Origin of the sequence: Sphingomonas chungangi, assembly GCF_013778325.1 — a bacterium.
GTDB classification, from domain to species: Bacteria; Pseudomonadota; Alphaproteobacteria; order Sphingomonadales; family Sphingomonadaceae; genus Solisphingomonas; species Solisphingomonas chungangi.
In genome coordinates this window covers 159,246-171,855 of the sequence record NZ_JACEIB010000007.1, presented here as the reverse complement: position 1 = coordinate 171,855, position 12,610 = coordinate 159,246, and the positions used below count along the sequence as shown (strand labels likewise).

General features: G+C 67.1%; 11 protein-coding genes. 2 read left to right on the top strand and 9 right to left on the bottom strand.

The genetic code is table 11. From position 1 onward, the window contains the following. Positions 1–2: 2 nt before the first annotated feature. The gene (locus HZF05_RS12040; protein ID WP_160366607.1) at positions 3–2,054 is read right to left on the bottom strand and encodes a hydantoinase/oxoprolinase family protein; all 2,052 of its coding nucleotides are present in this window, start codon (positions 2,052–2,054) and stop codon (positions 3–5) included. Between the two features lie 201 nt (positions 2,055–2,255). Here HZF05_RS12040 and HZF05_RS12035 point away from each other — a divergent pair, with 201 nt between their 5' ends. After that, on the top strand, positions 2,256–3,179 hold the full coding sequence (locus tag HZF05_RS12035; protein ID WP_160366606.1) for a LysR substrate-binding domain-containing protein: 924 nt from the start codon (positions 2,256–2,258) through the stop codon (positions 3,177–3,179). Here the strand turns inward: HZF05_RS12035 and HZF05_RS12030 are convergent. From HZF05_RS12030 to HZF05_RS12010, 5 genes are all read right to left on the bottom strand, one after another. Then, positions 3,165–3,983 (bottom strand): alpha/beta fold hydrolase, encoded by an 819-nt coding sequence (locus HZF05_RS12030; protein WP_160366605.1) that lies wholly within the window; start codon positions 3,981–3,983, stop codon positions 3,165–3,167. The two genes, HZF05_RS12035 and HZF05_RS12030, sit on opposite strands and share 15 nt — an antisense overlap. A 267-nt stretch (positions 3,984–4,250) precedes the next feature. Beyond that, complete coding sequence (locus tag HZF05_RS12025; RefSeq protein ID WP_160366604.1) at positions 4,251–5,093, bottom strand: HTD2 family dehydratase; 843 nt, start codon at positions 5,091–5,093, stop codon at positions 4,251–4,253. Continuing rightward, positions 5,090–6,214, bottom strand: coding sequence for a CaiB/BaiF CoA transferase family protein (locus HZF05_RS12020; RefSeq protein ID WP_160366603.1), 1,125 nt, complete (start codon positions 6,212–6,214; stop codon positions 5,090–5,092). Before HZF05_RS12020 ends, HZF05_RS12025 begins: the two co-directional genes overlap by 4 nt. Then, on the bottom strand, positions 6,214–7,374 hold the full coding sequence (locus HZF05_RS12015; protein ID WP_160366602.1) for an acyl-CoA dehydrogenase family protein: 1,161 nt from the start codon (positions 7,372–7,374) through the stop codon (positions 6,214–6,216). Before HZF05_RS12015 ends, HZF05_RS12020 begins: the two co-directional genes overlap by 1 nt. Positions 7,375–7,387: 13 nt before the next feature. After that, positions 7,388–8,518 carry an alcohol dehydrogenase catalytic domain-containing protein gene (locus HZF05_RS12010; protein WP_160366601.1) on the bottom strand — a complete coding sequence of 377 codons (1,131 nt, stop codon included), beginning with the start codon at positions 8,516–8,518 and terminating at the stop codon, positions 7,388–7,390. 150 nt (positions 8,519–8,668) lie between these two features. Here HZF05_RS12010 and HZF05_RS12005 point away from each other — a divergent pair, with 150 nt between their 5' ends. After that, positions 8,669–9,448, top strand: coding sequence for a helix-turn-helix domain-containing protein (locus tag HZF05_RS12005; protein WP_160366600.1), 780 nt, complete (start codon positions 8,669–8,671; stop codon positions 9,446–9,448). On the opposite strand, the gene HZF05_RS12000 is transcribed toward HZF05_RS12005, so the two are convergent. Genes HZF05_RS12000 through leuD form a run of 3 tightly spaced genes read right to left on the bottom strand, consistent with a single transcriptional unit; the run spans position 9,435 to position 12,610 of the window. Further along, positions 9,435–11,069: an alpha/beta fold hydrolase gene (locus tag HZF05_RS12000; RefSeq protein ID WP_160366599.1), complete on the bottom strand. Its 1,635-nt coding sequence runs from the start codon at positions 11,067–11,069 to the stop codon at positions 9,435–9,437. The two genes, HZF05_RS12005 and HZF05_RS12000, sit on opposite strands and share 14 nt — an antisense overlap. A gap of 52 nt (positions 11,070–11,121) precedes the next feature. Next, positions 11,122–11,979: an isocitrate lyase/PEP mutase family protein gene (locus tag HZF05_RS11995; protein WP_160366598.1), complete on the bottom strand. Its 858-nt coding sequence runs from the start codon at positions 11,977–11,979 to the stop codon at positions 11,122–11,124. Beyond that, on the bottom strand, positions 11,972–12,610 hold the full coding sequence (gene leuD / locus HZF05_RS11990; RefSeq protein ID WP_160366597.1) for a 3-isopropylmalate dehydratase small subunit: 639 nt from the start codon (positions 12,608–12,610) through the stop codon (positions 11,972–11,974). The genes HZF05_RS11995 and leuD overlap by 8 nt, the downstream gene beginning before the upstream one ends.

Genomic DNA, 12,610 nt, shown 5'->3' with positions numbered 1-12,610 from the left:
CCTCAGGTCGCCGGGTTGATCAGGATGTTGCCGAAGGCATCGACGGTGGCGACGCAATCGCTCTCTATCAGCGTGGTCGAATCCATCTCGATGACGATGGCCGGCCCGGGGATGACGTCCCCCTGCCTGAGCTTCGCGCGATCGTAGATGACGGCCGGCATCATCCGGCCCTCCATCCACAGCTCGTGATCGCGCAGCCTCGCGGCGATCGGATCGCCGTCGCCCTTGGGCAGTTCCGGCGCCGGCAGCTCGAGCACCGTGCCGAGTGCGACCGCGCGCAGGTTCACGATCTCGTGCGGGCTCTCCATGGTGAAGGTGAAGAGGCGCTCATGCTCCGCATCGAAACGGGCGGTGATTCCGACGATGCCGTCGCGGCCGAGCATCTCGGGATCGAGCATCAGCGGAACCTCGAAGGCCTGGCCGGCATAGCGGACGTCGACCTCGAACAGCACGGTGATGTCCGCCTCCGGCACGCCGTCCGCGATCAGCGACGCGCGCGTCTGCGCGGCCATCTCGTCGAGCACGGCGGTCAGGTCTGACACCTTCGAATCGCGGGCGAGAGTGGAGAAGCTGCGCGCGGTCTCGGTGCGCATCCGGGTCGTCGCGTCGCCGAGCGCGCAGAGCACGCCGGGCGAGACGGGCGACACCGCCGGCCAGCTGCCCATCAGCCGCGCGACCGCGTTGACGTGGATCGGGCCGGCCCCGCCGAAGCCCATCAGCGCGAAGTCGCGCGGATCGTAGCCCTGCTGCACCGAGATCATGCGCAGCGCGCCGAACATGTTCTCGTTGACGATGTCGATGATGCCGCGCGCGGCCGCGTAGAGATCGATGCCGAGCGCGTCGGCGATCGTCTGCACCGCCTTGATCGAGCCTTCGCGGTCGAGCTTGAAGGTGCCACCGAGCAGCGCCTCCGGCAGATAGCCGAGCACGACGTTGGCGTCGGTCACGGTCGGCAGCGTGCCGCCCTTGCCGTAGGCGACCGGCCCCGGCACCGCGCCCGCCGATTGCGGGCCGACGCGCAGCGCCCTGGTGAGTTCCGGCACATAGGCGATCGAGCCGCCGCCGGCGCCCACCGTCTTCACGTCGAGCGCGGAGGCGCGCACCGAGAGATGGCCGACCTCGGTGGTGCGCACCCGGCGCGCGTCGAGATTCTCGATCAGCGCCACGTCGGTCGAGGTGCCGCCGACGTCGAGCGTCAGGATGTTCTTCAGCCCCGCATTCTTGGCGACCCACAGCGCGCCGGTGACGCCACCGGCCGGACCGGACATCAGCAGCGAGACGGGATGCTCCTCGGACTTTTCCGACGACATCAGGCCGCCGTCCGAGCGGAGCAGCGACAGCTGGCCGGCCATGCCCGCGCCGCGCAGCTTGTCGCGCAGGTTGCGGACGTAGCGGCCGACCACCGGGCGCACAGCGGCGTTGGCGACCGTCGTCAGCGTGCGCTCATATTCCTGCATCTCGGGCAGCACGACATGGCTGAGCGAGATCGGCACGTCGGGCAGGATTTCGGCGGCGAGTTCCGCCACGCGCAGCTCGTGCGCGCCGTTGAGATAGGCGTTCATCAGGCTGACCGTCAGCGCCTCGACGCCCCGGCTCTTCAGCTTTTCGAGCTGCGCGCGGATGTCGGCATCGTCGATCGGCCGCACCTCGCCGCCCTGCGCATCCATGCGCCCCGCAATCTCCACCGTGTCCTCGAGCTTGGCGAGCGGCTCGGGCTTGGGCCATACGATCCAGCCGGCCAGACCGCCGGGCACGAAGCTGCGCGCGATCTGCATGACCTGCTTGTAGCCCTCGGTGACGATCAGGCCGACGCGCGCGCCCTTGCCCTCCAGCACCGCGTTGGTCGCGACCGTCGTACCGTGCAGGAAGATCTCCACCTCGGCCGGCGTGATCCCCGCCTTTGCGCAGATCGCCTCCACGCCGTCGAGGATTCCTTCCGAGCTGTCATGCGGCGTCGACGGCGTCTTGTGACGCCAGAACGATCCCGTGCCAGCCTCCAGCAATAGAAGATCCGTGAACGTGCCCCCCACGTCCACGCCCAATCGATAGGCCATGCCTGTCCCCGCTCCTTCTGAGGTCCGGCGATCATGGCGCCGACCGGAGACCGCGGGACAGGCGTTTCGACGATATCAACCGCCATCCGGCCAAGGCGAGAAACGTAGTGGCCGGAACGGCGGTATTCGCGCTACTCAATGATTTCCTTGTATCCTTGAATTTCCGTCATACACTTCGGCCGGGCAGCGTAGGGAGCTGAAGTGGAGATACAGCAACTCCGGCATCTTCTGGCGGCGGTCGAACATGGCAACCTGCTCAAGGCGGCGGACAAGAACTTCATCTCGCAATCCGGGCTGAGCCGCAGCATCAAGAGCCTGGAGCAACGGCTCGGCGTGCCGCTACTCGTGCGCGGCGCCAAGGGTGTCGAGCCGACCGAATATGGCCTGAGCGTCATGCGCCGGGCGCGCGTGATCCTCAACGAGGTGCAGCGCTCGATCGAGGAAGTGAAAGCCATCCAGGGCGCGCGGATCGGCGAGGTCACGTTCGGCATCACGCAGAATTACACCGCCTATCTCGTGCCACAGCTTCTCCGGCATCTGCGCCGGGAACGCCCGCAGCTCCGGGTGACCGTCATCGCCGACGGCTTCGTGGAGCTGATCGACAAGGTGCGTGTCGAAGCCGTCGATTTCGCTTTCGGCCTGATCGGGCCGATCCACCGCAGCGACGATATCGAGATCGAGCCGTTGCGCGAACATCGTTCGCGGGTGATCGCGGGACGCGGACATCCGCTGGCGGCGGGTGCCGAGGCGAGCGTTCAGCAGCTTGCCGAGGCGGAGTGGGCGATGCTGAGCAGCGGCAGCGTCCAGCGGGGATTCCAGACCTTCTTCGAGACCCGCGGGCTCGCGATTCCGGCGCAGCCGGTCAAGACGAACTCGATCTCGTTGCTGCGCCAGGCGGTACGCGACATGGATTTGCTGACCATCCTGCCGCAGGACGTCGTGCAACCCGACATCGATACAGGACACGTCACGCCGATCCGCTGCGAGACCCCGGTCGAACACACCCGCATCGGCCTGTTCTTCCGCAGAGGCGGCGCGCTTACCCCGCAGGCCCGCTACGTCATCGACCGGTTCCGAGCCGTTATCGGACAGGGCGACACCGATCCGGGGTCATCCCTGCTCTGACGATACCAACGTCGAGATGCCGAGCCACTCTTCGAGCTTCGCGGCGACCCTTTCGGAGCCGGCATCGAATATCGCGGGCGAAAGACCGGGCAGCTCCTCGATCGCATGATCTGGAATCAGCGCTGCCGCCTGCCGCGAGGGCTCGGCGAGGTGACCTTGCGGATTGAGGATCAGGGTCGGCACCGGCACCATCGGCAATCGCGCGTCGGCATCCCAATCGAACATGGCCTCATGCGCCCAGGAACCGTTCGGCCATGCCGCCAGTTCGTCGCGGAAATTGGCAAAGGCGCGGCCGAGGGGAATGACCGGATCGCGAGACGCGACGAGATAGTCCCACCGCTCCGAAAACTGCGCGAGCTCGCCTCCCAGTTCGTGGCGATGGCACAGCCTGCTCCGCCACGCGACCGGATCGAGCGCTTCGAAATAGGGAATGCCGATCATCACGAGGTTACGGACGACTCCCGGCGCGAGGATCGCCGCCTCGGCCGCGATATAGGCGCCGGTATGATATCCGAGCAGATCGACCGGCGATGCCGCCGCCGCCACGACTGCCTCCAGCATCGCGCGCGCATAGTCCGCGAGTGCGATCGGTGTCGGCGGCGCGTCCGATTGGCCATAGCCGGGCGTATCGAGCGCGATAAGCTGGCGCCGCCCCGCCAGTTTCTCCATCAGCGGCTCGAACGTTCGCGACGAATAGGCCGTTGCGTGGAGGCATATCAGGGGCCGCTGCCCCGCAACGGCCTGGGTCTCACGTAGATGCACCTGTCCGTAGCGACCCGCCACATAACGCTTGCTGATCGTCACTTACCCCCCCCCGACGTATCTTTATGTGCGAGTTGGCATGGAAACCGAGTCGTGGCAGGCGCGACGGTCAAAAAGCCCGCCATTCGGTTTCATGCTCGCGCGAGAAGTCTTCTGGCGCGTTCCGCCACAGGGCGATCGATCACACCCCGTGCCAGCGGAGCACCGATTGTCCAGCCGCGACCGCCTCGTCCTACGCGGAGAGCAGCGCGCGGGCCTCGGCAAGGTCGCTCTCGGCCGGCGCGAAGAGCAGGGATCGCCAGCGGCGAATCATGATGCGGCCATGACGCTAGCCGTCATGGTCCGCCCGCGCCCTTCGACGAAGGTGAAGAGGTCGGCACCGGCATCGGCCCCGACCTGACAGAGATCGAACGTCTCTCCATCGAACAGCGGCGCGCGTGCGCGGAAACGGAAGCTCGTGACGATGGCTTCGGGATGCGCCCGCAGGAAGTGATCCATCAGCAACGTCGCCAGCAACGGTCCCTGGACGACCAGGCCGGGATAGATCTCCACGCCTGTCGCATAGTCCCGATCATAGTGGATGCGATGCGCGTTGAAGGTCAGCGCGGAGTAGCGAAACAGCTGCACCGGATCGATCGCGATCGATCGCACGGCGTCCGCCACCGGCCGGGCTCCGTCGTGATCCGGGCGGGTGGATCGGGGTGCATCACCGAGATAGACGATGTCCTGCTCCTCGGCGATGGCGACGCGGTCGCCATCGAGGATGTCGTGCCTAACGGTCACGAAAACCTTCTCGTCGCCCGGCGCGCCCTTCACCTCGACGGAGGCGATCGTCGAGCGGCGGACGATCTCCGCGCCATAGGCGACCGGATGATGGAATTGAATGCGGCTGCCCGCCCACATGCGGCGCGGGAGCCGCACCGGTGGGAGAAACCCGCCGGTCAGGGGATGCCCGTCGGGCCCGATCCCGCTCTGGCGCGCGTCCGGCAGGTGGAAAAGCCAATGACCGAGCGGCGGTAGAACGCCGGGCCGCCACGGCGGCGTCGCGTGGTCGAGCAGCGCCGCAAGCCGATCGATCGGGGCGGGCGTCACGACATCGTGACGCAGTTCGCTGCGCCCCACCCAGCCCTGCAGGAAGGCCGCGTCGATCATGCGAATTCCTTCCTTATCGCCGCGTCATGCGCGCCCGTGGCGGGAACGGGCCGCGGCGGCGTCGGGCGCCCGTCTTCCACCTGGATGGGCGAAGCGGGCATGGCGACGGGGCCGCCCGGGGTCGCCACCTCGATCCGGCGGAGCTGCGGGTGGCGCGACAGGCCTGCGACGTCGTTGAGCCGGCCGAAGGCGATCTTCGCCGCATTCAGGCGCCGGGCGAGGTTTTCGCTGTCCAGATCGGCCAGCACGCCCTCGATCGCCACCTGCAACGCCTCGCGATGGGCGCAACGCTGGGCATTGCTCGCGAAGCGGGGGTCGTGCGCCAGCCCGGGCTGCTGCAGCACATGCGCGCAGAAGGCGGCCCACTCGCGCTCATTCTGCACGGCCAGCACCGTCTGGCGCCCGTCGCCCGTCGCATAGGCACCGTAAGGCGCGATCGAGGCATGATTGATGCCGACCCGCTTGGGCGCCCGTCCGCCGTAATCCTGATGGAGCAAGGGCACCGTCATCCAGTCGGCCAGCCCGTCGAAGAGCGAGACGGCGATGCCGCTGCCCCTCCCCGTCACCTCCCGCGCGAGCAGCGCCTCCAGAACGCCCGCATGCGCGTTCATCCCGCAGCAGATATCCGCCGCCGACACCCCGACGCGGCCCGGAGCGTCCGGCGTACCGGTGATCTCCGCGAGCCCCGCTTCGCACTGAATGAGCAGGTCGTAGGCCTTCATGTCGCGATAGGGACCGGCCTCGCCATATCCCGATATGTCGCAGGTCACCAGGCGCGGGTGAGCGGCACGCAAGTCCGCCGACCCGAAGCCCAGCCGCTGCGCCGCACCCGGCGCGAGATTCTGCACGAACACGTCGGCTTGTGCGACGATGCGCCGGACGAGTGCCGCGTCGCCCGCATCCTTCATGTCCGCGACGAGCGATTCCTTGCCGCGATTCAGCCAGACGAAATAGCTGCTCTCGCCGTGGGCGACATGATCATAGCCGCGCGCGAAGTCGCCTTCGGCCCGCTCGATCTTGATCACCCGCGCGCCAGCGTCGGCGAGCCGCATCGTACAGAACGGCGCCGCCACCGCCTGCTCCAGCGAGACGACCAGCAATCCGTCGAGCGCGCCCCGCATCAGAAGCTCTTGGGCAGGCCGAGCGCGTGCGTCGCGACGTGGCTGAGGATCAGGTTGGTCGAGATCGGCGCGACCTGGTAGAGCCGCGTTTCGCGAAACTTGCGCTCGACGTCATATTCCTCGGCGAAGCCGAAGCCGCCATGGGTCTGCACGCACATGTCGGCGGCGTACCAGCTCGCTTCGGATGCCAGCATCTTGGCCATGTTGGCTTCCGTGCCGCAATCCCGGCCCTCGTCGAACATCCGCGCCGCGGCATCGACCATGCCGGACGCCGCCGAGAGTTGCACGTAAGCGCGCGCGATCGGGAACTGGATGCCCTGATTCTCGCCGATCGCCCGGCCGAAGACATTGCGGTCCTTCGCATAGGCCGATGCGCGATCGATGAAGAAGCGGCCGTCGCCGATACACTCGCTCGCGATCAGAATGCGCTCCGCATTCATGCCGGAGAGAATGTAGCGGAAGCCCCTGCCCTCCTCCCCGATCAGATTCGCTGCCGGCACTTCGAGATCGTCGAAGAACAGCTCGGTCGTGGCGTGGTTGAGCATGGTGCGGATCGGCCGGATGGTGAGGCCGTTGCCCAAAGCCTGCCGCATGTCGACCAGCAGCACGCTGATCCCGTCGGAAGGCTTGGCGCATTCCTCGCGCGGGGTGGTGCGAACGAGCAGGACCATCAGATCCGAATGTTCGGCGCGGCTGATCCAGATCTTCTGGCCGTTGACGACATATTTGTCGCCGGTCCGCTTCGCGAACGTGCGGATGCGCGTCGTGTCGGTCCCCGCCGTGGGCTCGGTGACGCCGAAAGCCTGCAGGCGCAACTCGCCCGACGCGACCTTCGGCAGGTACATCTGCTTTTGGGCGTCCGAACCGTGCTTCAGCACCGTGCCCATCGTGTACATCTGGGCGTGGCAGGCGCCGCCGTTGCAACCCGAACGATGGATTTCCTCCAGCACCGCCGTCGCCGCCTGAAGTCCGAGGCCCGAACCGCCATATTCCTCCGGGATCAGCACCGAGAGGAACCCCGCCTCGGTGAGTGCCGTGACGAACGCGGTCGGATAGGCACGCTCGCGATCGAGCTTCTGCCAATATTCGCCCGGGAAATCGGCGCAGAGCCGGCGCACAGCCTCGCGGATTTCTGGGAAGCTCTCGGTTTCGGAGGTCATGCTGGCCTTCTTCTCAGGCGGTGGCGTGCGGGAGCACGATCTGGCGGATGGCGCGGCCCGACGAGAGCTCGTCGAGCAGGCCGTTGATGGCACCGAGCGGGCTGACCGAGGTCAGCAGCCGTTCGACCGGCAACCGCCCGGCGCGCCACAGGCCGATATAGCGGGGAATGTCGCGCGACGGGATGGACGAACCCATGTAGCTTCCCATCAGGGTCTTGCCGTCGGCCACCAGCGATACCGCTGGAATGCTGAGTTGCTCGGCCGGATTGGGCAACCCGACGGTCACGATCCGCCCGCCGCGCCGCGCGAGTGCGTAGGCCGAGGCCAGCACCGCCGCCTTGCCGACGGTCTCGACCACGAGATCAGGCCTGCCGCCGAGCGTGGCGATCACCCCGGCATCCGCCTCGCCCGGATCGAAGGCAGCCGCGGCACCCAGTTCGATCGCGAGCGCGCGCTTCTCGGGCATGGGATCGATCGCGACGACCGGTTGACCGCCACCCGCAAGCGCACCCAGCAAAGCCGCTAGACCGACACCGCCGAGGCCGTAGATCGCCACGCTCTCGCCTGCCCGGAGCGAAGCCGTGTTGAGCACCGAACCGACGCCGGTCAGAACCGCGCAGCCGAACAGCGCGGCGACCTCGACGGGGATATCGGACGGGATCTTCACCGCCGAACGCCGGTCTATCACCGCATGGGTGGCAAAAGCCGAGACGCCGAGGTGATGATGGACGTCGTTGCCATGCTCGCACAGCCGGCGCTCGCCGCCGAGCAACCGGCCCTCGCCGTTCGCTTGCGCGCCCGCCGCGCACATATAGCCCTCGCCCGCCGCGCATGCCGGGCATTGCCCGCAGGCCGGCAGGAAAGAGAGCACCACGCGATCCCCGACGGCCAGATCGGATCGGCTGTCGCCCGTCGCAACCACCGTCGCCGCCGCCTCGTGCCCGATCGCCATCGGCATCGGGCGCGGGCGATCGCCGTTGATCACCGAGAGATCGGAATGGCACAGCCCCGCCGCCTCGATCCGCACCAGCAATTCGCCGGGGCCGGGCGCTGCCAGATCGATCTCCGCCAGGCGGAGCGGGCGCGCCTCGGCAAAGGGCGCGGCATGGCCGATACGATCGAGGATGGCGGCGGTGATCTTCACGATGTCTCAACTCCCGAACGGCCGCTTCCCTGGGCGGGGCGGACAATATCCGCCACCAGAACAATCACCATCGCCCGCATGGCGGTGGACGGCGATGGCGCTATGCCGATCGGCGACCTAATCACCGTCGCGATTCGATAATGGCTGATCATGCAACCCGAAGACGAACTGAAATCTCTCAAGCGTGGCCTGCGGGCCGTCCTGCTCATCAACGATCTGGGCTCCGTCACCATCTCGGAACTCGGACGCCGGCTGGAGTTGCCGCGGACGACGGCCGAGCGGGTGCTACGGACGCTGGAATCGGAAATGTTCGTCGAACGCGATCCCGTCACCAAACGCTTCTTTCTCACCAGCCGGGTACGGGCCCTGTCGCACGGCTATTCCGATGAAAGCTGGATCGCGCATGTCGCGACGCCGCTGCTGTTCGAGACGACACGCCGCATCGGCTGGCCGCTGGGCATCGCGACGCCGCTCGGCGAGCGGATGAGCCTGCGCGTCACCACCGATCCCGCGACGTCGATGAACATCCACCGCCGCCATATCGGCAGCGAGATCGCGATGGCGCGATCGAGCAGCGGGCAGGTCTTCCTAGCCTTCCTCGACGACGTGCAGCGCAGTGAGATGCTCGCCTTGCTGCGCCGCTCCGACGACCCGGGGCAGGCGGTGGCGCGCGACGAGACGCGCATGGCCTACCTGCTCGACGAGGTCCGCCGGCGTGGCTACAGCTTCGGGATCGACGACGGACGCGAACGCAGCGTCAGCGTGCCGATCTTCGCGGATGGCAAGATCAAGGCGGTGCTGCTGATGATGTTCATCGCCAGCGCCATATCATATGCACGGATCGTCGAGGATTTCGTGCCGAAACTCCGCGCCATGGCCGCCAGTATCGAGGCGGACGCCTTTGTGGAAACGGCAGCTAGGGACGATTGAGGACGGCGTTCAGCCCGCCGGTTTCGATCCAACGGATCGCTTGCCGCCATTCGCGCCATTGCTGATCGGAGGCGGTGGAAAAGGGTACCTCGTCATCCCCATAGGCGAAGATCGGGGATGTGACCCGATCCAGCAACGCGCCGAGCGGCACGGAAAGGGCCGCCATGATCGGCCGCGCATAGTCCTGTCGCTGCTTCATCACGCGCACCGTGCGCTCGTGCAGGCGCCAAGCGTCGAAATCGGCCGGGACGCGGCGCTGCGCGGTCTGCCGGCGATCGTACCATGGAAACCAGACCAGCGAATCGCGCAGCATCAGCCAGGCGCGATACCAATGGGAGCCGTCCGCCTCTATTTCGATCGGCGGCGCGATCCGGTCGGCAAAAGCACGGCGTTCGTTCTCGTCATGCCATGGCGGGCCGCAGAGGATCAGCGTTTCGGTTCGATCCGGCCGCTGCCCAGCCATTGCGGCAGCGATCACCGCGCCGAAGCCGGTGCCGTGCAGGATCACGCGATCGTATCCAAGACTCCCGATCGCCTGCCACAGAAGCAGGGCGATGTCCTCCAGCCCCCCGTCGATCCAGCAGGACTCGCCGCTGCCCGGCGGATCGAGGGTCACCACCGGACGAGCTTCGATGCCCTCGATACGGGGCACCTGCGGCCCCGGCAGGTCGGGCACTATGACGAGCGGCGTGCCGGGCCCGTCCCCGCTCAGCCGCGCGAAGATCTGGCCGCCGGCGACATCGACGAACTGCCTGTCGGGCGGTCCGCCCCTCACGATGTCCGGCCAGGTCGAGGCCGCATAGCCTGCGAACGCCTCACGCAGCAGTGCGTGCTTGGCCGCCAGCGAGGCATCCAGCCGCACCACGCTCTGCCCCTGACGGAGCGGCGGCAAGCGATCGAGATGCGGAAACAGCATGTCGGATGCGATCGCCGTGAACAAGGCCGGCACTTCCAACGCCTGCACGGCGGCAATGGCGCGGGGGCCGTAGTCGAGCGCGGCACGATAGGCCGGCGCGTAGGATCGACCGCATTCGTAGAACATCGACACCCAGTGATCAGTCCGCTCGGGTGCCGCGAGATCGTAGGGATTGAGATGCGCCGGCGACGGCTGGCTCCACGGAAACCAGATCGACTGATCGCGAAAGCGCGTCCAGTAGCGGCTGAAATGGCCGCCGAGCGGATCGGGATCGAGCGCGATCAGATAGTCCTCGAACAGCGCGGCCGTCTCCGCCTCGGTGAAGATCGGGACGGCATCGAGCACCAGTCCGGTCACGAGCGCGGGGTGCCGCACCGCCAGTTCCAGCGCGATCGCCGCGCCCGTATGCGTGCCGAACACGGGGCATGGCGGCATGGCCAGTGCCTGCATCGCTTCCGCTATGGCATCGGCCAGGTCGGCGACCTCCAGTCTGTCGCCCGGCAACGGATCGGAAAGTCCGAAACCGGGCGTGTCGAAGGCGATGCAGGTGAAGCGGTCCGCCATCGCGGCCATTTCGGGCAGGACGAAGGACGAATTGGCCGGTGAGGAATGGATGAACAAGGCCGCGGGCCCGGTGCCGGTCATCCGGTAATGCACGTTGCGCGCACCGACCTTCACGAACCGGCGGCGAACGGATGCGGCCATGCTGAACTCCAACGGATGGCGCTACCTTATCCCGCCGCTGCGGGCGTGCAAGCTACCGTGCCCACTCCTTTTCGAAGGCCCACACATCCTCGAACCCGATCAGCGAGCAGAATTCCTTGAAATCGAACAGCATGTCGGCGGGGTCACCGCAGCCATCCGCCTTCAGCCGGCGCAGCGCCGTCTCGATCGATCGCGCGGCGACCAACGCCGTCAGCGACGGGAAGATCGCCATCGCATACCCCATCGCCTGCAACTCGGCGGCGGTTCGCATCGGCGTCAGGCCACCATTGGCCATGTTGGCGAGCATCGGGCGATCGAGCAGATCGCAGGCGCGGCGCATCTCGTCCTCGCTGGTCAACGCCTCGACGAACAGGATGTCCGCGCCAGCCTCGCCATAGGCCTTGGCGCGGGCGATCGCGCCTTCGAACCCTTCGCTCTGCCGTGCGTCGGTGCGCGCCACGATCAGCAGATTGTCGTCACTCCGCGCCTTGCAGGCGACGCGCACCTTCTCGACCATATCCTCCATCGGCACCAGCCGCTTGAAGGGCGTATGGCCGCACTTCTTGGGAAATTCCTGATCCTCGATCTGGACGGCGGTGACGCCGGCCTCCTGATAGCCGCGCACGGTATGGTGGACGTTGAGCAGGCCACCGTAGCCGGTATCGGCATCGGCGATCACGGCGGCATCGGATGTGCGCACCAGCGTCGCCATGCGATCGAGCATCTGGGTGTAGGTGGCGATGCCGGCATCCGGCAGGCCCAGCGCGGAGGCGGTCAGCCAGTAGCCGGTGCCGTAGACGATGTCGAAGCCGACCTTGTTGGCGACGACGGCCGCGATCATGTCGTGGATGCCGGGCGCCGCGACGAACTCGCCGGCTTCCAGCTTCCGGCGGAGGATCGGATCAGCCATGTGCGTCATTCTCCTGTGCGTCGCGTTGCCACAGCCACGGCCGGGCAAGCTGCTGGTGCCGCTCGAAAGCGGCTATGTCGTCGGATCGGCGAGCGAGAATGGTCGAGACCTCGTCCCAGCCGTTGAGCAAGGCCTCGCGCCGCCACGGATCGACCGTGAAGGCGATCGGATCGCCGGTGGGCCGGATGACGAGACAGGTATCGAGATCGACGGTCAGCATCGCCCCGGCCTCGGCATCGGCGCGCAACCGAGCCAGCGGCTCGCCGTCGAGGACAATCGGCAGCATCCCGTTCTTGAAGCAGTTGCCGAAGAAGATCTCCCCGAAGCTCGGCGCGATGATGCAGCGTATGCCGAGGTCGGCGAGCGCCCACGGCGCCTGTTCGCGGCTGGATCCGCAACCGAAATTGGCGCCGGCGACGATGATGCCGGCCTCCCTGAACGGCTTACGGTTGAGCAGGAAATCCGGCCGCTCCGCGCCCGCCGGATCGAACCTTTTCTCGTAGAAGGCGTAGCGGCCGAGCCCCTTCTTTTCCGTGATCAGCAGGAAGCGGGCGGGATAGATGATGTCGGTATCGACATCCGCATCGGGCAGCGACGCCGACACGGCGGTGAACGTGGTGAAGGGCGTCAT

Bases quoted from the DNA above. Each gene is read 5' to 3' on its own strand.
- HZF05_RS12040 (WP_160366607.1), bottom strand. From the start codon at position 2,054: ATGGCCTATCGATTGGGCGTGGACGTGGGGGGCACGTTCACGGATCTT.
- HZF05_RS12020 (WP_160366603.1), bottom strand. From the start codon at position 6,214: ATGCGGGGCGCGCTCGACGGATTGCTGGTCGTCTCGCTGGAGCAGGCG.
- HZF05_RS11995 (WP_160366598.1), bottom strand. From the start codon at position 11,979: ATGGCTGATCCGATCCTCCGCCGGAAGCTGGAAGCCGGCGAGTTCGTC.
- HZF05_RS12015 (WP_160366602.1), bottom strand. From the start codon at position 7,374: ATGACCTCCGAAACCGAGAGCTTCCCAGAAATCCGCGAGGCTGTGCGC.
- leuD (WP_160366597.1), bottom strand. From the start codon at position 12,610: ATGACGCCCTTCACCACGTTCACCGCCGTGTCGGCGTCGCTGCCCGAT.
- HZF05_RS12005 (WP_160366600.1), top strand. From the start codon at position 8,669: ATGCAACCCGAAGACGAACTGAAATCTCTCAAGCGTGGCCTGCGGGCC.
- HZF05_RS12000 (WP_160366599.1), bottom strand. From the start codon at position 11,069: ATGGCCGCATCCGTTCGCCGCCGGTTCGTGAAGGTCGGTGCGCGCAAC.
- HZF05_RS12025 (WP_160366604.1), bottom strand. From the start codon at position 5,093: ATGATCGACGCGGCCTTCCTGCAGGGCTGGGTGGGGCGCAGCGAACTG.